Genomic DNA, 24,698 nt, shown 5'->3' with positions numbered 1-24,698 from the left:
TTTATGAACAAAACAGATTTAATCAATGGAATGGCAGAGAACGCTGGAATTACAAAAGCAGCTGCTAAGAAAGCATTAGATTCATTATTAATTGACATCGAAGGATCTTTACAAAAAGGAAACAGAGTTTCTTTAGTAGGATTTGGTTCTTGGTCAGTTTCAAGAAGATCTGCAAGAGAAGGAAGAAACCCTCAAACTGGTAAAACAATACAAATCAAAGCTAAAAACGTAGTAAAGTTTAAAGCTGGATCTGATTTAAGTAATGCTGTAAACTAGTATTTCTTTAAAAACAATACGAAAAGCTCACTTATTAGTGGGCTTTTTTGTTTTTTTACACCGAAGGAAATCCATGAATTTGTTGGTTATTAATAAAATATGTTTTAGATTTAATCGTAAATCATAAGTATATGATTATCTCAAAGCCCAAAAAAGGACATCTCTTAATTGCTGAACCATCAATTATCGGCGACTTATCTTTTAATAGGTCTGTTATTCTATTGGCAGATTACAACGAAACAGGATCTATAGGTTTTATTCTTAACAAACCTCTAGAATATACTTTAAATGATTTAATTCCTGAAACTGATGCATCTTTTAAGGTGCATAATGGAGGACCAGTAGAACAAGACAACTTGTACTTCATTCATCAAGTACCAGAATTAATCCCTGACAGTATTGAAATTTCTAATGGCGTATTCTGGGGAGGTAATTTTGAAGTAGTCTTAGAACTCTTGGAAGAAAAAAAACTAACCACTTCTGATATTCGATTTTTCCTAGGATATTCTGGATGGGATGCAAGACAATTAGATAGTGAACTGCAATCGAATGCCTGGATCATTTCTGAAAATGTCTATAAAAATGACCTCATCAACAAATCTTGTGATTCCTTCTGGAAAGAAAAAATGCTGGAGCTTGGTGGTGACTATTCTCTTTGGTCTAATGCACCAGAAAACCCAAGTTATAATTAAGACAGTCTTAACTTCGTATTTAATCGCTTTAATAGATCTTCCGAAATTTTAGTTGAAAATTCCTTTTTACGATATTTTAATACAGGTTGAATGCCCACCATCACGTTTGTAATAAATAGCTCGTCAGCTTTTTGCAATTCAAATGGTGAAATAGACGCTTCTTCCAAAATATAATCCCCAGAATTTAAAATAACATCCATAATCTGCTTTCTCATGACACCTTTTAAACAGCCGTCTTCTAATGGTGGGGTTTTAACCATTTCTCCCTTGACCAGAAACAAATTGCCATTAAGTGCTTCTACTACATTTTTATTCGTATTTAAAAGCAAACAGTTCTCCCAGCCGTTCTCATTGGCATAAATACTCCCAAGAACATTAATAGCTTTGTTATTAGTCTTTAGCGTAGATAATAATCCGGGAGAAACAAAAAAGTCTTTATAGAGATCAACAGCATATGATTTATCTTTAGATATTGAATAAAAATCTTCATTAAACGTCTCTACCCTAACATTATAGTTTACCGTTTCACCTACTGGAAGATACTTTCCACCGTCACCTCTATCAATATTAAAACGCACTCTAGCTGTAGATTTTAAGAGCGAGTTTGCTTCGAGCGTTTTTAAAATTTCTTCTTCTAGAAATTCCATTGTAAAGCTCATTGGGATGTCCATCCGCATGATGCGCATAGAGGCCATAAGCCGAAAATAATGGTCTTCCCAAAACAGTAATTTGCCATGAACTACTTTTATCGTTTCAAACACGGCATCACCATACTTATAACCTCTGTTTTCGCTGCTAATAAAACTTGAGTCTTGGATTAAGTCTCCGTTAAAATTTATCATAAAAAAAGTCTCAATTAAAAATCGAGACAAATATAAAACTTATATGATTGAGAAATCTTAAGCCGATCCTAAAACTTGTTTCAAAGATGATATTTGATTATCCCAAAGCATCTTTGATTCATCTACTTCATCATCCTCTGCATAATCTGTTACAATAATAGACACATCTTTGGTGATTTCATCTACTTGAATACGAATTTCAAAATAATAAGAGGCCCCATCTTCATCATCAGTCATCCATCTAAACTTAACACGTTCTCCACTTTTCTTGCTTAATAATTTGGCTTTCTCTTCACTGCCATCCCATATAAACGTAAATAGCTCTCCTCGTGAATTTACATTATCTGCAAACCACTCTGATAACCCAGAAGGTGTTGATATATATTGATATAAAAGTTGTGGTGAAGCATGAATAACGAACTCCATCTCAATTTTAACTCTGTCTTCCATAGTCTTGTTATTATGATGCTCAATATATACATTAATTGTTGAGTTTAAAACTAATTATGAAAAAAAATAATTTGCGCATTTTATGTTTGTTCAGATAGATTTTGTTTTTATATTTGCACCCTTGTAAATGGCGAGGTAGCTCAGTTGGTTAGAGCGTTGGATTCATAACCCAGAGGTCACGAGTTCAAATCTCGTTCTCGCTACAACAAAAAAGTCTTGTACGTAAGTATAAGGCTTTTTTTTGTGATCAATTTTAACTACTTCAAAATCTTGCCATTAAAAAACGACATAACTAAGTCATTATTTATTTTTAAAAGTGACAATTTCAAAATTTAATTAGCGATATGATTTACAAGACTTTAACAAATAGTTCGTGACTAACAAATGTTAAAAAAGTGCATTTCATCGGTTTTTTTTGCGTTTTATGGAGTGAAATTGAAATAAAGTAATATCTTAGCACCCTAATTAATCGATAAAAAATCATTAAACCCCAAACTAATGAGAAAAATTACCTGCTTAATTGTGCTATTATTATTAATAGTACAATCTTCCTTTGCCCAAGACAAAAACTCTAGAGTTAAAATTACTAATCCTAGTGAGCGTACTATTCAAAATATTGCATTACAAGGTATAGACTTATCATGTGGAGCAAAGCATGAAGGTGAAGATCTTATCATAGAATTGTCTGAAACCGAAATTAATAGTTTAAGACAAAACAACATCAACTTTACGATTGAAATTGATGACTTACAACAGTTTTATTCTAAAAGGGCCGAAAGAAATCTGCCTATAGCTAATGCACAACTTGAAGCTGCTAAAGCAAGTGCACGAGCAAATGCTGCTCAAAGATCTTCTATTTCAAGCGTTCTTATGGATAACATCATACAATATACTGGATGCGACGAAATAGATTTTGTGGAGCCACAAAATTTCAATTTAGGTACCATGGCTGGCTGTTTACGATACAGTGAAATGAAATCGGAGTTAGATGACATGTATACCTATTCTCAAACCAATGGTTTGGATATTGTTTCACAAAAAGCAAATGCTTCGTCTACAGGTCAAAAAACTTGGGGTAATCCTACAAACAATTTTGTAAACCAACAAAATAATGGTCCTGCTACCTATTCAGGTGTAGGTTCTACACGATGGGATCCTGAGACTATTTGGTATGTTAGAATTACAGGTAATCAAAGTACGGCACCTGAAGGTTCAAAACCACAAATGCTATTTACTTCTATGATTCACTCTAGAGAAGTTAGTGCATTAATGAACAACATCTACTTCATGTGGTACATCATAGAAAACTATGATACAGATCCTGCAATTCAAGAATTAGTAGATAATAATGAATTGTATTTCGTTCCTGTTGTCAATCCTGATGGATTACGTTGGAATGAAACTATTGCTCCTAGTGGTGGTGGTTTACAACGTAAAAATCTAAGACCAAATACAGGAGGAACAGGAACAAATAGAGGAGTAGATTTAAATAGGAATTTTGATTATTTCTGGGGATTCAATAATATAGGTTCTTCAGGAACCCAAACTGCATCTAATTATAGAGGACCAGCTCCTGAGTCTGAACCGGAGACACAAATTATGGTTGATTTCATTACAAGCAGGTCTATTAAATCAGGTGTTTGGAACCACTCTTATGCCAACTCCGTTCCCCACCCATATGGAGGTATACCTACTCAAGCCACAGATCGTGAGGATGAATACTACAGATGGCATGAAGAAATGACAAGATATAATCGTTATCTATATGGAGCCACAATTTTTTATGAATCTAATGGTTTGCCTGATGATTGGATGATGGGTGGTGCCCCAGACAATAATGGTTCCACAGGTTCTGGTCAAGGTATTATTGCTACAACTCCAGAACATGGCGGACAAGGATTCTGGCCTACCCCTTCTACGATTGTTCCTATCGCCAAGCAATCCATGCGTATTTCCTTAGGAACCGCATATTACGGAGGGAAATATGCGAAACTGCACGACTTGACACAAAGTAATATCTCAACAACATCCAATGTGGATTTAGATTTCGGTATAGAACGTATCGGACAAACTCCTAGTGACTTTACTGTAACGGTAACACCAATATCTTCAAATATTGTAAGTATTAGTTCACCGCCTACTGAATCAGGAATTCCAATTCAAACAACAACGATTCCTTCAAATCAAAACCAACGTACCGTAACAGCTACAATGCAGTTAAATCCGGCAATAACTGCTAATGAAAAGATAGAATACAATGTGACCTTATCAAATGATGATGGTGTCATTTATGAAGCAAATTATGAGAAGTACTACCAACCAACCCTTTTATTTGATCATGATCCTGATGCCACTGGATTAACTGGTTGGACGCAAGTTGGTGGATGGAACAATACGTCATCTGATGCCTATTCAGGAACCGATGCCTTGAGTACAGGGACCTATTCTACTAATGCAACAAAAACATTAACAACAACAAATTCTTATGATTTCTCAAATTCTAATGAAGTGCTTATTCAATTTTATTCGAAATGGGATATTGAAAGAAATTATGACTTTGTAGAAATCTTAGGGTCTCCAGACGGAGGTTCTAGCTGGATATCACTATGTGGTAATTACACCAAGCCTAATGCAACAAGTTCTACAACAGGTCATGATAACAAAAGTGGAACCTATGCAAACTTCCAAGCGAATAGTTCCGGACAAATTTACGATGGAGACCGCATGGATAATTGGGTAATGGAAGAAATTGTTATTGACAATACCTACGCATCCTTACTTAGCTCAAATGATGTTAGAATCCGATTCAGATTTAGAACAGATGCACTCAATGTTAATGAAAATTATACCACAACAAATGATGGATTTTTTATTGATGATTTTAAAATTATTAGTGTGCAAATCCCATGTCTAACCACTACACCAACTAATATTGGCATCACCAATATTACATCAATCACAGCACAAGTAGATTGGGATGAAGTTCCCTCTGCTACCTATGATATCAGATATAGAGTAACTGGTTCTGGTGCTGGAGCATGGACTACAATTACCGATATTCCTACAAATTCATATCAAATATCAGGATTAAGCCCATTAACCGATTACGATGTTCAGGTAAGAACACGATGTGCAACATCAACTTCATCTTATTCAACTATTGAAAATTTCACAACATTAGCGACGGTTCCTTGTACAGGAACTGCCATAAGTACATTCCCTTATTCTGAAAGCTTTGAAAACACTTTCGGTCTATGGACAAACGATACTGGTGATGATTTTAATTGGACCAATAAAATAGAAGAAGGTGACGGAAACTCAACACCTTCAGCTAACACAGGTCCTTCTCTCGCCGCTGACGGAAGCTACTTTCTATTCATTGAAGCCTCAAATCCAAATTTCCCAACTAAAACTGCCCGACTTTTAAGTCCGTGTCTTGATTTTAGCGGTAGAGAAAATGCTGCGCTTGCATTTGACTATCATATGTTTGGCGGATTTACAGGTGATTTGTTCGTCGAGGTAAGTTTAGACAATGGCGCAAATTATAGTCCATTAAATGCTTACACCCTATCTGGTCAACAAAATACGGGTCATACAGATCCATGGAAAACACAAAATGTTGATTTAAGCGCTTATGACAATTCAATCATTAAACTTAGATTTACTGCTGTTACTAGCTCAGATGCTGGCACTGGTTGGCAAGGAGATATATCAATTGACAATTTTAGCATCACCTCAGATGAAATAACAGGCTCAGCGCCACCAACTGCGGTATGTCAAAATATTACTGTTCAACTTGATAATACTGGAAATGCAACAATTGTTGCAACTGATGTAGACGGTGGATCAACAGATGATGTTGCCATTACTAATTTCAGTATTGATATCAATACATTTGATTGTACTAACATCGGCACACCAGTAGATGTGACTTTAACAGTAACCGACATAGACAATCAAACAGATATATGTATCGCTACAGTTACAGTTCAAGATCAGGTCGATCCAGAATTCGTAAATGTACCTGGTAACATTTCATTAACCTGTGGAAATAATCAACCTACATGGACAGATCCTACAGCCACCGACAATTGTGATACAACACTAACAGTAACCAGAACAGATGGTACTGGACTTAATAGTGGCGATATTTTTCCTAATGGAACGACCATAATTAGCTACTCAGTAACCGATGACTCAGGTAATATTAATACGGCTTCATTTAATGTAAATGTTGTTGTTGATAATCAAGATCCTATAGCTGTATGCCAAAATATAACGGTACAATTAGATAATGGTGGTAATATTTCAATTACAGCGTCGCAAATTAATAATGGCTCCTCCGATAATTGTGGTGTAGCTTCAATATCAGCATCGCAAACTAGTTTTACATGTTTAAACATTGGAACAAACAACGTGACTTTAACAGTAACGGACACCAGTGGAAACACTGATACATGTGTTGCTGTTGTCACTATAGAAGATACCACTGCGCCTAGTATTACAGATGTAGCGGATATCACTATTGAATGTGATGCCTCTACTGATCCTACAAATACTGGAGCGGCTACGGCAACTGATAACTGTGATGCTGCACCTGCTGTTACATTCTCAGATGTCACTGCTGGTAACACAATAACACGTACTTGGACAGCTACTGATAATGCAACTAACACGGCTTCTTCTGTGCAAATCATTACCTTAGAAGATACCACTGCACCAGTTATAAATTGTGGAAATAACATAACAGTAAATATTGATTCTGGACTATGTTCTGCCACAGTAACTGTTCCTCAGCCTAGTGCTACAGATAATTGCGCAACAAGTTTTACATTCACTGCTACACGATTTGATAGTAATGGCGATGAAGAAATAGGCCTTGGGATAAATGATCCATTTCCGATTGGTGAAACCACTGTTGTATGGACTACAGATGATGGCTTTAACCCTGCAACTCCTTGCCCAATAGTTATAACTGTTTTAGATAATCAAGCACCTAGTATTACAGATGTAGCGGATATCACTATTGAATGTGATGCCTCTACTGATCCTACAAATACTGGAGCGGCTACGGCAACTGATAACTGTGATGCTGCACCTGCTGTAACATTCTCTGATGTCACTGCTGGTAACACAATAACACGTACTTGGACAGCTACTGATAATGCAACTAACACGGCTTCTTCTGTGCAAATCATTACCTTAGAAGATACCACTGCACCAGTTATAAATTGTGGAAATAACATAACAGTAAATATTGATTCTGGACTATGTTCTGCCACAGTAACTGTTCCTCAGCCTAGTGCTACAGATAATTGCGCAACAAGTTTTACATTCACTGCTACACGATTTGATAGTAATGGCGATGAAGAAATAGGCCTTGGGATAAATGATCCATTTCCGATTGGTGAAACCACTGTTGTATGGACTACAGATGATGGCTTTAACCCTGCAACTCCTTGCCCAATAGTTATAACTGTTTTAGATAATCAAGCGCCTAGTATTGCAGATGTAGCAGATATCACTATTGAATGTGATGCCTCTACTGATCCTACAAATACTGGAGCGGCTACGGCAACTGATAACTGTGATGCTGCACCTGCTGTAACATTCTCTGATGTCACCGCTGGTAACACAATAACACGTACTTGGACAGCTACTGATAATGCAACTAACACAGCTTCTTCTGTGCAAATCATTACCTTAGAAGATACCACTGCGCCTAGTATTACAGATGTAGCAGATATCACTATTGAATGTGATGCCTCTACTGATCCTACAAATACTGGAGCGGCTACGGCAACTGATAACTGTGATGCTGCACCTGCTGTAACATTCTCTGATGTCACCGCTGGTAACACAATAACACGTACTTGGACAGCTACTGATAATGCAACTAACACAGCTTCTTCTGTGCAAATCATTACCTTAGAAGATACCACTGCGCCTAGTATTACAGATGTAGCGGATATCACTATTGAATGTGATGCCTCTACTGATCCTACAAATACTGGAGCGGCTACGGCAACTGATAACTGTGATGCTGCACCTGCTGTAACATTCTCTGATGTCACTGCTGGTAACACAATAACACGTACTTGGACAGCTACTGATAATGCAACTAACACAGCTTCTTCTGTGCAAATCATTACCTTAGAAGATACCACTGCACCTAGTATTACAGATGTAGCAGATATCACTATTGAATGTGATGCCTCTACTGATCCTACAAATACTGGAGCGGCTACGGCAACTGATAACTGTGATGCTGCACCTGCTGTAACATTCTCTGATGTCACCGCTGGTAACACAATAACACGTACTTGGACAGCTACTGATAATGCAACTAACACAGCTTCTTCTGTGCAAATCATTACCTTAGAAGATACCACTGCGCCTAGTATTACAGATGTAGCAGATATCACTATTGAATGTGATGCCTCTACTGATCCTACAAATACTGGAGCGGCTACGGCAACTGATAACTGTGATGCTGCACCTGCTGTAACATTCTCTGATGTCACTGCTGGTAACACAATAACACGTACTTGGACAGCTACTGATAATGCAACTAACACAGCTTCTTCTGTGCAAATCATTACCTTAGAAGATACCACTGCGCCTAGTATTACAGATGTAGCGGATATCACTATTGAATGTGATGCCTCTACTGATCCTACAAATACTGGAGCGGCTACGGCAACTGATAACTGTGATGCTGCACCTGCTGTAACATTCTCTGATGTCACTGCTGGTAACACAATAACACGTACTTGGACAGCTACTGATAATGCAACTAACACAGCTTCTTCTGTGCAAATCATTACCTTAGAAGATACCACTGCGCCTAGTATTACAGATGTAGCAGATATCACTATTGAATGTGATGCCTCTACTGATCCTACAAATACTGGAGCGGCTACGGCAACTGATAACTGTGATGCTGCACCTGCTGTAACATTCTCAGATGTCACCGCTGGTAACACAATAACACGTACTTGGACAGCTACTGATAATGCAACTAACACAGCTTCTTCTGTGCAAATCATTACCTTAGAAGATACCACTGCGCCAGTTATAAATTGCGGAAATAACATAACAGTAAATATTGATTCTGGACTATGTTCTGCCACAGTAACTGTTCCTCAGCCTAGTGCTACAGATAATTGCGCAACAAGTTTTACATTCACTGCTACACGATTTGATAGTAATGGCGATGAAGAAATAGGCCTTGGGATAAATGATCCATTTCCGATTGGTGAAACCACTGTTGTATGGACTACAGATGATGGCTTTAACCCTGCAACTCCTTGCCCAATAGTTATAACTGTTTTAGATAATCAAGCGCCTAGTATTGCAGATGTAGCAGATATCACTATTGAATGTGATGCCTCTACTGATCCTACAAATACTGGAGCGGCTACGGCAACTGATAACTGTGATGCTGCACCTGCTGTAACATTCTCTGATGTCACCGCTGGTAACACAATAACACGTACTTGGACAGCTACTGATAATGCAACTAACACAGCTTCTTCTGTGCAAATCATTACCTTAGAAGATACCACTGCGCCTAGTATTACAGATGTAGCAGATATCACTATTGAATGTGATGCCTCTACTGATCCTACAAATACTGGAGCGGCTACGGCAACTGATAACTGTGATGCTGCACCTGCTGTAACATTCTCTGATGTCACCGCTGGTAACACAATAACACGTACTTGGACAGCTACTGATAATGCAACTAACACAGCTTCTTCTGTGCAAATCATTACCTTAGAAGATACCACTGCGCCTAGTATTACAGATGTAGCGGATATCACTATTGAATGTGATGCCTCTACTGATCCTACAAATACTGGAGCGGCTACGGCAACTGATAACTGTGATGCTGCACCTGCTGTAACATTCTCTGATGTCACTGCTGGTAACACAATAACACGTACTTGGACAGCTACTGATAATGCAACTAACACAGCTTCTTCTGTGCAAATCATTACCTTAGAAGATACCACTGCACCTAGTATTACAGATGTAGCAGATATCACTATTGAATGTGATGCCTCTACTGATCCTACAAATACTGGAGCGGCTACGGCAACTGATAACTGTGATGCTGCACCTGCTGTAACATTCTCTGATGTCACCGCTGGTAACACAATAACACGTACTTGGACAGCTACTGATAATGCAACTAACACAGCTTCTTCTGTGCAAATCATTACCTTAGAAGATACCACTGCGCCTAGTATTACAGATGTAGCAGATATCACTATTGAATGTGATGCCTCTACTGATCCTACAAATACTGGAGCGGCTACGGCAACTGATAACTGTGATGCTGCACCTGCTGTAACATTCTCTGATGTCACTGCTGGTAACACAATAACACGTACTTGGACAGCTACTGATAATGCAACTAACACAGCTTCTTCTGTGCAAATCATTACCTTAGAAGATACCACTGCGCCTAGTATTACAGATGTAGCAGATATCACTATTGAATGTGATGCCTCTACTGATCCTACAAATACTGGAGCGGCTACGGCAACTGATAACTGTGATGCTGCACCTGCTGTAACATTCTCAGATGTCACTGCTGGTAACACAATAACACGTACTTGGACAGCTACTGATAATGCAACTAACACAGCTTCTTCTGTGCAAATCATTACCTTAGAAGATACCACTGCGCCTAGTATTACAGATGTAGCAGATATCACTATTGAATGTGATGCCTCTACTGATCCTACAAATACTGGAGCGGCTACGGCAACTGATAACTGTGATGCTGCACCTGCTGTAACATTCTCTGATGTCACTGCTGGTAACACAATAACACGTACTTGGACAGCTACTGATAATGCAACTAACACAGCTTCTTCTGTGCAAATCATTACCTTAGAAGATACCACTGCGCCTAGTATTACAGATGTAGCAGATATCACTATTGAATGTGATGCCTCTACTGATCCTACAAATACTGGAGCGGCTACGGCAACTGATAACTGTGATGCTGCACCTGCTGTAACATTCTCTGATGTCACCGCTGGTAACACAATAACACGTACTTGGACAGCTACTGATAATGCAACTAACACAGCTTCTTCTGTGCAAATCATTACCTTAGAAGATACCACTGCGCCTAGTATTACAGATGTAGCAGATATCACTATTGAATGTGATGCCTCTACTGATCCTACAAATACTGGAGCGGCTACGGCAACTGATAACTGTGATGCTGCACCTGCTGTAACATTCTCTGATGTCACCGCTGGTAACACAATAACACGTACTTGGACAGCTACTGATAATGCAACTAACACAGCTTCTTCTGTGCAAATCATTACCTTAGAAGATACCACTGCGCCTAGTATTACAGATGTAGCAGATATCACTATTGAATGTGATGCCTCTACTGATCCTACAAATACTGGAGCGGCTACGGCAACTGATAACTGTGATGCTGCACCTGCTGTAACATTCTCAGATGTCACTGCTGGTAACACAATAACACGTACTTGGACAGCTACTGATAATGCAACTAACACAGCTTCTTCTGTGCAAATCATTACCTTAGAAGATACCACTGCGCCTAGTATTACAGATGTAGCAGATATCACTATTGAATGTGATGCCTCTACTGATCCTACAAATACTGGAGCGGCTACGGCAACTGATAACTGTGATGCTGCACCTGCTGTAACATTCTCAGATGTCACCGCTGGTAACACAATAACACGTACTTGGACAGCTACTGATAATGCAACTAACACAGCTTCTTCTGTGCAAATCATTACCTTAGAAGATACCACTGCGCCTAGTATTACAGATGTAGCGGATATCACTATTGAATGTGATGCCTCTACTGATCCTACAAATACTGGAGCGGCTACGGCAACTGATAACTGTGATGCTGCACCTGCTGTAACATTCTCAGATGTCACTGCTGGTAACACAATAACACGTACTTGGACAGCTACTGATAATGCAACTAACACAGCTTCTTCTGTGCAAATCATTACCTTAGAAGATACCACTGCGCCTAGTATTGCAGATGTAGCAGATATCACTATTGAATGTGATGCCTCTACTGATCCTACAAATACTGGAGCGGCTACGGCAACTGATAACTGTGATGCTGCACCTGCTGTAACATTCTCTGATGTCACCGCTGGTAACACAATAACACGTACTTGGACAGCTACTGATAATGCAACTAACACAGCTTCTTCTGTGCAAATCATTACCTTAGAAGATACCACTGCGCCTAGTATTACAGATGTAGCAGATATCACTATTGAATGTGATGCCTCTACTGATCCTACAAATACTGGAGCGGCTACGGCAACTGATAACTGTGATGCTGCACCTGCTGTAACATTCTCTGATGTCACCGCTGGTAACACAATAACACGTACTTGGACAGCTACTGATAATGCAACTAACACAGCTTCTTCTGTGCAAATCATTACCTTAGAAGATACCACTGCGCCTAGTATTACAGATGTAGCGGATATCACTATTGAATGTGATGCCTCTACTGATCCTACAAATACTGGAGCGGCTACGGCAACTGATAACTGTGATGCTGCACCTGCTGTAACATTCTCTGATGTCACTGCTGGTAACACAATAACACGTACTTGGACAGCTACTGATAATGCAACTAACACAGCTTCTTCTGTGCAAATCATTACCTTAGAAGATACCACTGCACCTAGTATTACAGATGTAGCAGATATCACTATTGAATGTGATGCCTCTACTGATCCTACAAATACTGGAGCGGCTACGGCAACTGATAACTGTGATGCTGCACCTGCTGTAACATTCTCTGATGTCACCGCTGGTAACACAATAACACGTACTTGGACAGCTACTGATAATGCAACTAACACAGCTTCTTCTGTGCAAATCATTACCTTAGAAGATACCACTGCGCCTAGTATTACAGATGTAGCAGATATCACTATTGAATGTGATGCCTCTACTGATCCTACAAATACTGGAGCGGCTACGGCAACTGATAACTGTGATGCTGCACCTGCTGTAACATTCTCTGATGTCACTGCTGGTAACACAATAACACGTACTTGGACAGCTACTGATAATGCAACTAACACAGCTTCTTCTGTGCAAATCATTACCTTAGAAGATACCACTGCGCCTAGTATTACAGATGTAGCAGATATCACTATTGAATGTGATGCCTCTACTGATCCTACAAATACTGGAGCGGCTACGGCAACTGATAACTGTGATGCTGCACCTGCTGTAACATTCTCAGATGTCACTGCTGGTAACACAATAACACGTACTTGGACAGCTACTGATAATGCAACTAACACAGCTTCTTCTGTGCAAATCATTACCTTAGAAGATACCACTGCGCCTAGTATTACAGATGTAGCGGATATCACTATTGAATGTGATGCCTCTACCGATCCTACAAATACTGGAGCGGCTACGGCAACTGATAACTGTGATGCTGCACCTGCTGTAACATTCTCTGATGTCACTGCTGGTAACACAATAACACGTACTTGGACAGCTACTGATAATGCAACTAACACAGCTTCTTCTGTGCAAATCATTACCTTAGAAGATACCACTGCGCCTAGTATTACAGATGTAGCGGATATCACTATTGAATGTGATGCCTCTACTGATCCTACAAATACTGGAGCGGCTACGGCAACTGATAACTGTGATGCTGCACCTGCTGTAACATTCTCTGATGTCACTGCTGGTAACACAATAACACGTACTTGGACAGCTACTGATAATGCAACTAACACAGCTTCTTCTGTGCAAATCATTACCTTAGAAGATACCACTGCGCCTAGTATTACAGATGTAGCGGATATCACTATTGAATGTGATGCCTCTACCGATCCTACAAATACTGGAGCGGCTACGGCAACTGATAACTGTGATGCTGCACCTGCTGTAACATTCTCTGATGTCACTGCTGGTAACACAATAACACGTACTTGGACAGCTACTGATAATGCAACTAACACAGCTTCTTCTGTGCAAATCATTACCTTAGAAGATACCACTGCGCCTAGTATTACAGATGTAGCGGATATCACTATTGAATGTGATGCCTCTACTGATCCTACAAATACTGGAGCGGCTACGGCAACTGATAACTGTGATGCTGCACCTGCTGTAACATTCTCTGATGTCACTGCTGGTAACACAATAACACGTACTTGGACAGCTACTGATAATGCAACTAACACAGCTTCTTCTGTGCAAATCATTACCTTAGAAGATACCACTGCGCCTACTCCTAATGTAATTAACCTAACTGATATCTCAGCAGAATGTGAAGTAACCAGTTTAACGTCTCCAACAGCTATAGATAACTGCAGTGGTACTGTTATTGTAACTAATAATGCTACACTACCTATAACTAGTACTACTGTAGTAATATGGACCTATGATGATGGAAATGGTAATACAGTTACACAAAATCAGAATGTAATTATTAATGATGTGATTGCACCGATTTGCGCAACTCAAGATATCTCAATTGAACTAGATGGCACTGGAAACGCTACTATTACTCCAGACCAAATAGACAATGGATCTTCAGATAATTGTTCAATCGCTAGTATTAGTGTTTCTCCTTCAAGTTTCACAACAAGTAATTTAGGGACTAACAGTGTAACATTAACGGTTACAGATTCAAATGGAAATAGTTCTGATTGCACAGCTATAGTAACAGTGACAGAAGAAACACTAAGTATAGGAGAAGTAACTAATAGGGACATAACTATTCAACCTAATCCATTTAATACGTCTATAAAGATCACCTTGCCCTTAAGCTTGAATGGTAGTGCTTTTAATATAAACATCTATGACTTAAATGGACGTGTTGTTTATAAAAAGACAAAATCAAGTATTGAAGGTTCAATAATCATTAATGATCTTGACAGACTAGAAGAAGCTCCGTATTTTATTAAAATATCAAATACAACAAGCGGAATTGAAGTCATCAAAAAGTTGATTAAATTCTAGAACTAATTGTAACTATATGAAAAGCTGAATCTAACGATTCAGCTTTTCTGTTTTTACAGCTTACTTAAATTAAGGATATGATTAAAGCTTATAACTCGTAATTTTACGGTTTTTTGCTTTTTTTATAGCATTGATTATCAATAATTTAAAAATTATAAATGCATTTCATCGATTTTATTTGCATTTCATAGAGTATAAATGTAGATTTGTATCATAAATTTATTAGTCCCAAACTAAAATTTAACCGCTTATGAAAACTTCTACACTTTCACTTAGAAAGTATGCATTAATTTTTTGTATACTTTTTACCACTAATTTTTTGTTTGCCCAAACGTCTAGCGTTGATGTCTCACTTGTATGGCCTACTTTCTCTTCAGAGAACAGAGTTGAGGTTTATAATCCAGGTGGCACCCTAATTGCAACTATAGATAATGGATATACAGGTGGTACTAACAATTTCTATTATAATACAGTCGCTTTAGGTTGTCTTCCAGATGGAAGCAATTACTATATCATTATATATGATATAGGCAATGATGGATGGGATGGCGCAGATAATATTACTATTACCTCTGGTAGTTCAATTGTGTTAAATCAAAATGGTAATGCAGCTACGGCTGTAGGAACAGGACCAATATTTTTTAACGTGTCAGGAGGTTGTGCGGCTTCTTGTGGTGCAACAGTATCAACATTTCCATACTCAGAAGGATTCAATACAGATCTTGGGCTTTGGACTCAAGATTCTGGTGATCAAAATGATTGGAGAAGACAAGCAGGAGGTACACCATCTGGAAACACAGGACCTTCTGGTCCATTTGAAGGCACCAGATATATGTATACTGAAGGAAGTAACCCAAATTACAACCAAACTCATAATTTAAACAGCCCTTGCTTTGATTTAACTTCAGCGACCGCTGCTCAATTCACCTTCTATTATCATATGTATAGTAGTACTACCACCGGAATGGGTGATTTATACGTTGATATAAGTACAGATGGCGGAGCCACTTGGCCAACAGTACTTTGGTCTCAATTAGGTCGAGTTCAAACAAGTTCCGGACAAGCATGGAATCAAGTAAATCTTAATCTTAGTGCCTATTTAGGACTAACGGTTAAATTGAGATTCAGAGGTCAAACTTCTTCTAACTACAGAAGTGATATGGCAATTGACAATGTATCAATGACAGCGACCTTAGCTTCTGGACCTGAAATAAATATTCAAGGAAACGGAGTAAATATAGTTGACGGAGATACTACACCTGATATTTCAGATGATACAGATTTTGGAAATGTCAATCTTATCGCTGCAACACAAACGAATACATTTACAATTCAAAATACAGGTACCTCACCACTAACTCTTGGAGGTGCGTCCCCTTATGTTAATATATCGGGATTACATGCCGCAGACTTTACAGTCACGGCTATTCCATCTAATTCTATAGGTGCGGGAACTACGACTACGTTTGATATTACATTTGATCCAAGTGCTACTGGTTTGCGTTCGGCTTCAGTAACCATTGCAAATAATGACAGTAATGAAAATCCATATACTTTTGATATTCAAGGTAACGGATTTATTCCTGCCCCTGAAATCAACGTACAAGGAAATTCCAATACTATTGTAGATGGCGATGTTACTCCTGATTTTTCAGATGATACTGATTTTGGTAACGTAGATATTGCTGGTGGAACTAATGTTAATGTATTTACCATATTTAATGATGGTTCTTTAGATTTATTATTAACTGGAGGTTCACCTTACGTAACCATAGGTGGTGCCCATGCAGCTGATTTCTCATTAACAGCCATTCCTACCTCTCCTATTGTTGCTAGTGGAAGTACAACTTTCAGTATTACTTTTGACCCAAGTGCTTTAGGTATACGTTCAGCAACAGTGACAATAGCAAATAGCGATGTCGACGAAAACCCTTATAACTTTAATATACAAGGAACAGGATTTGTACCACCCCCTTGTGGTACTAATATTTTACATAGTGCTACTTTTGAAAGTGGACTAGATGGCTGGACATCAGGTGGTGTGGATGCCGAAAGATTTAACGATGGAACATGGGCATATAACGGTAATTTTAGTTTGCGAATTAGAGATGATGACGCTACTGGTAATGCGTCTTCTTTTCTTTCTCCTTTGTTCGACATTTCGAGCTATGATAAAGTAGATTTTAAATTCTTCTTTAAGCCACAAAGTATGGAGACAGGTGAAGACTTTTTTATTGAATATAGTAGTGATGGAGGAACAAATTGGACCGTTGTTGGTACTTTTTTAAGTGGCGTTGTCGCTAACAAAACGGCTGATTTCGAAGCGACAGGAACTGCAATTGGTTACAGTAAAACCGTTACAATATTTAGTACAGACTACACCTTCCCTGCTGGTCTTAACGGACGATTTAGAGTGCGTTGCGATGCCAGTGCAGATGATGATAGAGTATATATTGATGATATAAGAATAACAGGAACCTCATTTTGTACACCAACTGTAGCACCTGGAGGTATTACAACAGACCTTGACCTTTGGTTAAAAGCTGATCAGTTGGATGGTATTTCATATGGTGCTGACGGTGGATTAGTAAGTCAATGGGCCGACAATGGTAAAGGTAATAATGCAGAAGTTGTTGTGACTGGACAAGAGCCAGTATATCAAAACAACTCGACAAGAAACTTTAACTTCAATCCCGTTATAGAATTTGAAAATGATAATACAACTGCCAATCGTGACATGACCTATGTCATAAACGACGGTAGCAGAAAAACACTCAAAGGAACAGGTGGTTTTAATACCAATGACATGTTTGTTGTGCTAATGCCAGACCCTACAATTAATACATCCATGATTCCTTTAGATACATTTACAAGCAGGGATCCAGCGGGTGAAACCTATACTGAAGATGTTACTGGATTTGGATATGGTGCTTACACCGCAAGATTTAATAATGAAAGACTTGCGTATTGCATAGCAACTACAAACGAAACAACACCTACTTCTCCTGAAAACGGTTATGGTAGAGCAGACACAAGTACAGGAACAGATTATAACCAAATCCATATTGTCAATATTAGACAAAACGCTACTGACACTGATATGGAGTTATACTTCAACGCCAATCAAGTTGGAACAGAAACTAATGACCTTCCTTTATATAAAATGATTAATAATGGAAAATATTGGTTAGGACGTAGCCAATATTGGAATGGTAGTTTTGATGGTCGTATAGCCGAAGTGATTACTTACAGCTCAAGAAAATCTGATATAAACTTAACCCAAGAACATAACAGAATTCAATCTTATTTAGGAATAAAATATGGTATTACGCTTGGTGTCAATGGCACTTCACAAGACTATGTAAATAGTGATGGAAATGTCATTTGGGATCAATCTGCAAATGCTGGATTTAACTATGATATTGCTGGTATTGGAAGAGATGATGTTTCAGAATTAAATCAAAAACAATCTCGAAGTGTGAACGATGCAACCGATGGAACCGGAAGAATTGAAGGTATCCTAACCATGGGATTAAACGACATCTATAACACCAATAGAGATCATATTTCTACTGACCCTACAACTTTTGATGACAAAGAGTATCTGGTTTGGGGAAACAATGGTGTAGACCTAAATCTAGCAGCAACTACTATCTCTGTGAATATGAGTGCAGGTATTACTCCTGCCCTTAACACTGACGTTACATTCACAGGAATGCAACGCGTTTGGAAAGTTGTTGAAACAGGTGGCGATATACCTTCTGTAAAAGTTAGAATTCCACAAGATGCTATTAGAAATATTACGCCTCCTGGAAGCTATTTAATGTTTATTTCTAATACTGGTGTTTTTGATCCTACAGCAGACTATAGAATAATGACACCAGATGGAAGTGGTAACCTTGAAACGAATTATGATTTTGATGGAACTAAATTCATAACTTTTGGATATGCTCCTCAAGTCATTGTAGAACGTTCAGTATACTTTGACGGAGCTGTCGACTATGTTGACATGGAAGATGCATTAGATCTTAACCCAACAGAATTTACTGTATCTGCTTGGGTAAAAAGAGATGCTGCCGATAGTGGAACGAAATCCATTATCTCAAAAAGAGATAATCCGTTTACAATTGGATATGATCTAAGAATACTAAATGATAATAGAATACAAATGTTCTGGAAAAACGGTTCAGATCAAATATTAACGAGTACTGCAGCTATTCCAGATGACGAATGGCATCATGTGGCTGCCATTTATAATGGCACAAGACTGTTTTTATACATTGATGGAGTCGTAGACAATCAAGCCAATCGCTCAGCACCTTCAGACACAAATGAATCCTTCTACATTGCGGCGGCTGGTAAAAACACACCAACACAGCACTTTAGAGGAAATATTGATGAAGTACGAGTATGGGATACAGAACTTAGTATAGCTCAGTTAAGATTCATTATGAATCAAGAAATAGAAGATAATACATCATTTGTGGCAGGTAGAGTTTTACCTTCTACTATCACTAAAAATGATATAGGAACTATCCCATGGTCTGATTTGGCTGGCTATTATCCAATGTCAATTTATACTTATACCAATACAGATGACGCCTCTGGAAACTCAAATCAAGGTGCGTTAAGAAATTTAGATACAGTAGACAGACAAACAGCTCCATTACCATATGAATCTCAAGCAAATGGCGATTGGACAACAGATGCTACTTGGTTAAATAACACCGTGCAATCTATTCCAAATGAACTATCCATAGTAGACGGAACAACTCCTATCGACTGGAACATTGTTAGGATTGGTCATGATGTAAGAGTCGATACTGAAATCGTATTAGGAAGAGACAGACAAGTATTAGGTTTATATGTAGATGCTGGTGAATTAACAGTTGATGGTAATAATTTTGATGCCACTGCTGGAAACGGTTTAACCATTTCTCACTATCTAAAACTTGACGGAAAAATAGATTTAGAGGGTCAGTCGCAATTGATACAAGAAGTTGGAAGTGACTTAGATCCTACTTCATCTGGATCTCTAGAAAAAGATCAACAAGGAACAGCTGATGTTCACACTTATAACTACTGGTCTTCACCAGTGGGTGTTATTAACAACACAACAAATAATAATTCATATACAGTTGTAGATGTCATGTTGGATGATGCTTTACCAATCAACTTTATTAATAATGATTATGATGGTTCGGCAAGTTCGCCAATTACTATAGCTGATTACTGGATATGGAAATTTGCAAATCAACCCGATGATGATTATTCTGCATGGCAACATGTTAGACAGAACGGAACACTTTTAGCTGGTGAAGGTTTCACCATGAAGGGGCCTGGTTCTGGAACCATCGTTGATCAACAAAACTATGTTTTCTTAGGAAAACCAAATAATGGCGACATTAACCTAACCCTTAATGCAGGGAACGACTATTTAGTTGGTAACCCTTATCCTTCTGCGATAGATGCAAATACCTTTATTACAGATAACGGACCAAACATTACTGGTGCAGGTGCTGATCCATTAATTAGTGGAACGCTTTATTTCTGGGAACACTGGGGCGGAGGATCTCATGTTTTACTAGACTACCAAGGTGGCTATGCAACATATAACTTCTCAGGAGGAGTTGCTGCACCATCATTAGGAACAAATGATCCTGATGTAGGAACCGGTGGAACACCTACTAAGCTGCCAGCAAGATATATTCCTGTAAGTCAAGGTTTCTTCGTTGTAGGAGAAAGCACAGGAAATATCAACTTTAATAACGGCCAACGTATCTACAGAAAAGAATCCACTGGAACATCTGTATTTGTGAGATCTGACGGATCGACGGCAAGCGCTGACCCTCAAGATGACATCGATGATCGTATGAAATTTAGAATTGGATTTAATTCTATAAATACAATTCATAGACAGCTATTATTAACGATTGATGACGCAACAACAACTGGATATGACTGGGCGTTTGACGCTAAGACCTATGATGATCAGATGGATGATTTATTCTGGATGATAGATAGTGAAAAATATACGATTCAAGGTAGTAACGAAGCTGAATCAGATAGTGTGTATCCTCTTGGTATTAAAACAAGTGATGATGGATTAAATACTATTACTATTGATAGTTTAGAAAATGTGCCTAACGATATTGAGATCTATATTCACGATTTGTTAGAGGATACCTATCATAACCTAAGAGAAGGTGATTTCCAATTCTACCTTTCGGCTGGTGAATACTTAGATCGATTTGAATTGACATTTAGTAGTGAAGCTGCGTTGAATGTTGAAGAGAGTATTCTAAAATCAGTGGATGTATATTATGACAACGAAGTACAAGGTATTGTATTATTCAACCCGAATTTCGTAGATGTAAAATCTATTGAACTCTATAACATCATTGGACAAAAAATTACAACAATTGAAGATATTTCAGAACTGGACTATTCTGAATATGAAGTTAAGAACCTTAGCACTGGAACTTATATTATTAAGATAGATACTTTAAGCGGTTTGTTATCTAAAAAAGTTTTAGTGAAGTAACATAGACCCAAATCTACCGTGATCTTAACTTAAAAATAGCCTCTTTCCTTTCGGATTGAGGCTTTTTTTATACTAAAAATTTATTGTAATTTAGAAATGAGTTGTTCTAAAGACACCCGGTCTTGGGTACCAGTAACCATGTTTTTTAAGGTATAAGTGCTTGAAGCCATTTCAGACTCACCTAACAATACAACATATGGAATATTTCTTTTATTCGCATAGTTAAATTGCTTAATGGTTTTCTTTTTATCTGGAAATAATTCGGCACTAACACCGCTATCACGCAAGGCTTTAATCACTTTCATGCTTTCCATAGCTTCTGCTTCACCAAAGTTAACGAATAACACTTTTACGGTATTGGTAATAGTTTCAGGAAATAAATCAAGCTCTTCCAGTACCATAGCAATTCGATCTAAACCAAAACTAATCCCTACACCACTCATGTCTTTAAGTCCGAAAATCCCTGTAAGGTCATCATAACGGCCTCCTCCGCCTATGGAACCTATATGAACACCGTCAGGTGCAGACACCTCAAAAATCGCTCCTGTATAGTAATTTAATCCACGAGCAAGTGTCACATCTAATTTAAGTGTTGCTGTTTTTAATCCTAGAGCACTAATTCCATTACTAATAAACTCGAGCTCTTCTATGCCTTTCAATCCTTCTTCTGAAGCACTTAAAATAGATTTCAATTCTGAAATCTGATGACCAAAGTCACCTTTCATACTAAATAAGGGTTGTAGCTTCTCAATCCCAGATTGTAAAATTCCTTTGTAGAGCATTTCTTCTTTAACCTTTTCCTCTCCTATTTTATCTAATTTATCTAAAGCTACAGTAAAATCGATGAGTTTATCTTGAGCACCAATCACCTCTGCAATCCCAGATAAAATTTTACGATTATTAATTTTAATTGTAACACCCTCAAGTTTTAAGGCTGTGAATACCGCATCATATAATTGTATAAACTCTACTTCTTGCCATAAAGAGTTGCTACCAACTACATCTGCATCGCACTGATAGAATTCTCTAAATCGCCCCTTTTGCGGTCGATCTGCACGCCAAACTGGTTGAATTTGATAGCGTTTAAAGGGGAAGTCAATCTCATTTTGGTGTTGTACCACATACCTTGCAAATGGAACGGTTAAATCATAGCGAAGGGCTTTTTCTGAAATACTAGTGGTTATCTTGTTTGAATCTTTGGTTTGATATAAGGCATCATTAACTTTATTCAAATAATCACCAGAATTTAAAATCTTAAAGATCAATCGATCTCCCTCCTCACCGTATTTACCCATTAAGGTACTTGAGTTTTCAAAACTAGGAGTTTCAATAGGTTGAAATCCGAAGATTTCAAACTCACGTTTAATCGTATTAAAAATATAATTGCGTTTCGCAACCTCTTGTGGATTAAAATCTCTCGTTCCTTTCGGTATACTTGGTTTTTGTGCCATATTTCTTTCCCAAGATAATGGGAATTCATTTAAGTGTTACAATCTTATGAATCACAAAAATATTATAATTTTTAGAGGCATTCGAAAGTTATTTCAATTTTATAGTAACTTTATAGTTGTTTTGTAGTCTTACAATATAACACAATCAACATTTAAAGTTCACTATGTTTTCATTAGTTAGAGAAAATATCCGTATTGCATTTGACTCTATTAAAAGTCAATTACTGCGTACTATCCTTACGGTTTTAATCATCGCCATTGGTATTACTGCATTAGTAGGGATACTAAGTGCTGTTTCAGCTTTAGAAAACACCATTTCTAGTGACTTCTCCTCTATGGGAGCAAACACCTTTAATATTCAACGTTATGAGTTTAATACGCAACGACGTGGTGATGAAGCAAAAAAAATCAATCCAGTTATTAATTACCGACAAGTAAAAGCCTTTGAGGAAGATTATAACTTTCCTTTTACCAAAACTTCAATTTCTTTCTTAGGAACACGAACTGCTGAAGTGAAATATGAAAATGAAAAAACTGACCCTGAGGTTCAAGTTTATGGTGTGAATGAAAATTTTCTTACTAATTCCGGCTTAGAACTCGAAGTTGGTCGCGGATTAAATTATTTTGATGTTGAAAACAGCAATAGTGTTTGTGTAATTGGAAGTGATTTAAAGAAAGCATTACTCAATGATGTGAATCCCCTAAATAAAACAATTAGTATTAGAGGCTCAAAATTTAAAGTCATTGGTGTTTTAAAAGAAAAAGGTTCCACATTTGGAAATAACCAAGATTTACGTGTTCTCATGCCACTTCAAAAGGCAAGAACCATCTTTACCAATGCAAATATCAACTACAATCTCAGTGTTAAAACAGATAAAAAGGATATGTTAGAAGGTGCTCAAGATGAGGCGATTTTATTATTCCGAAATATTAGAGGTTTGAACCCTGTTGAAGAGAACAACTTTGGTTTAGAGCGCAGCGATGACCTTATTAACCGAATTGGATCTATAACTGGTGTGTTATCAACAGCAGCATGGATCATAAGTATTATTACCATTTTTGGTTCTACGATTGCATTATTAAATATGATGTTAGTATCTGTTACAGAACGAACAAGAGAAATTGGTGTACGTAAAGCATTAGGTGCAAAGCGTGGCACAATTGCTTTTCAATTCTTTATTGAAACTATTATCATAGGACAATTAGGTGGATTACTAGGTATTATCTTTGGAATTCTTATTGGTTATGCCTTTGCTGCCATTGTAGATTTTAAATTCGTCATACCTTGGGGAGCAATGATTGCAGCCAGTATAATTACTTTTATTGTGGCTGTTATTTCTGGGTCCTATCCGGCTAACAAAGCTGCAAGACTAGATCCTGTTGAGTCCTTGCGTTATGAGTAGACTGT

General features: G+C 37.8%; 8 protein-coding genes and 1 tRNA gene. 6 read left to right on the top strand and 3 right to left on the bottom strand.

The window, feature by feature from the left end:
* Positions 1-3 precede the first annotated feature (3 nt).
* Both BLT57_RS07405 and BLT57_RS07400 read left to right on the top strand, forming a co-directional pair.
* Positions 4-276, top strand: a complete 273-nt coding sequence (locus BLT57_RS07405) for an HU family DNA-binding protein (RefSeq protein WP_091424321.1) — start codon at positions 4-6, stop codon at positions 274-276.
* Positions 277-407: 131 nt separating this feature from the next.
* Complete coding sequence (locus BLT57_RS07400; RefSeq protein ID WP_091424317.1) at positions 408-968, top strand: YqgE/AlgH family protein; 561 nt, start codon at positions 408-410, stop codon at positions 966-968.
* On the opposite strand, the gene BLT57_RS07395 is transcribed toward BLT57_RS07400, so the two are convergent.
* Positions 965-1,810 carry an aminotransferase class IV gene (locus tag BLT57_RS07395; protein ID WP_091424313.1) on the bottom strand — a complete coding sequence of 282 codons (846 nt, stop codon included), beginning with the start codon at positions 1,808-1,810 and terminating at the stop codon, positions 965-967. The genes BLT57_RS07400 and BLT57_RS07395 overlap by 4 nt on opposite strands.
* A gap of 57 nt (positions 1,811-1,867) precedes the next feature.
* Positions 1,868-2,260, bottom strand: coding sequence for an START-like domain-containing protein (locus BLT57_RS07390; RefSeq protein WP_091424310.1), 393 nt, complete (start codon positions 2,258-2,260; stop codon positions 1,868-1,870).
* A gap of 129 nt (positions 2,261-2,389) precedes the next feature.
* Here BLT57_RS07390 and BLT57_RS07385 point away from each other — a divergent pair.
* From BLT57_RS07385 to BLT57_RS07375, 3 genes are all read left to right on the top strand, one after another.
* Positions 2,390-2,463, top strand: a tRNA-Met gene (locus tag BLT57_RS07385).
* Between the two features lie 295 nt (positions 2,464-2,758).
* Positions 2,759-15,295 (top strand): M14 family zinc carboxypeptidase, encoded by a 12,537-nt coding sequence (locus tag BLT57_RS07380; RefSeq protein ID WP_091424308.1) that lies wholly within the window; start codon positions 2,759-2,761, stop codon positions 15,293-15,295.
* Between the two features lie 250 nt (positions 15,296-15,545).
* Positions 15,546-21,839 (top strand): choice-of-anchor D domain-containing protein, encoded by a 6,294-nt coding sequence (locus tag BLT57_RS07375; RefSeq protein ID WP_091424305.1) that lies wholly within the window; start codon positions 15,546-15,548, stop codon positions 21,837-21,839.
* 80 nt (positions 21,840-21,919) lie between these two features.
* On the opposite strand, the gene hisS is transcribed toward BLT57_RS07375, so the two are convergent.
* A complete protein-coding gene (hisS, locus tag BLT57_RS07370) occupies positions 21,920-23,290 on the bottom strand; it encodes a histidine--tRNA ligase (protein ID WP_091424303.1) in 1,371 nt (456 codons plus the stop codon).
* Positions 23,291-23,454: 164 nt separating this feature from the next.
* On the opposite strand from hisS, the gene BLT57_RS07365 reads away from it, so the two are divergent.
* Positions 23,455-24,693, top strand: coding sequence for an ABC transporter permease (locus BLT57_RS07365; protein WP_091424299.1), 1,239 nt, complete (start codon positions 23,455-23,457; stop codon positions 24,691-24,693).
* The last annotated feature ends 5 nt before the right edge of the window (positions 24,694-24,698 follow it).

This window comes from Formosa sp. Hel1_31_208 (assembly GCF_900104785.1).
In the GTDB taxonomy this organism is placed as follows: domain Bacteria; phylum Bacteroidota; class Bacteroidia; order Flavobacteriales; family Flavobacteriaceae; genus Psychroserpens.
The sequence above is the reverse complement of the archived record's forward strand: the minus strand, read 5'-3'. Positions and strand labels throughout refer to the sequence as shown.

What these genes read in the sequence shown, in the direction of transcription:
- BLT57_RS07405 (WP_091424321.1), top strand. Translation starts at nt 4, where the DNA reads ATGAACAAAACAGATTTAATCAATGGAATGGCAGAGAACGCTGGAATT.
- BLT57_RS07400 (WP_091424317.1), top strand. Translation starts at nt 408, where the DNA reads ATGATTATCTCAAAGCCCAAAAAAGGACATCTCTTAATTGCTGAACCA.
- BLT57_RS07395 (WP_091424313.1), bottom strand. Translation starts at nt 1,810, where the DNA reads ATGATAAATTTTAACGGAGACTTAATCCAAGACTCAAGTTTTATTAGC.
- BLT57_RS07390 (WP_091424310.1), bottom strand. Translation starts at nt 2,260, where the DNA reads ATGGAAGACAGAGTTAAAATTGAGATGGAGTTCGTTATTCATGCTTCA.
- BLT57_RS07380 (WP_091424308.1), top strand. Translation starts at nt 2,759, where the DNA reads ATGAGAAAAATTACCTGCTTAATTGTGCTATTATTATTAATAGTACAA.
- BLT57_RS07375 (WP_091424305.1), top strand. Translation starts at nt 15,546, where the DNA reads ATGAAAACTTCTACACTTTCACTTAGAAAGTATGCATTAATTTTTTGT.
- hisS (WP_091424303.1), bottom strand. Translation starts at nt 23,290, where the DNA reads ATGGCACAAAAACCAAGTATACCGAAAGGAACGAGAGATTTTAATCCA.
- BLT57_RS07365 (WP_091424299.1), top strand. Translation starts at nt 23,455, where the DNA reads ATGTTTTCATTAGTTAGAGAAAATATCCGTATTGCATTTGACTCTATT.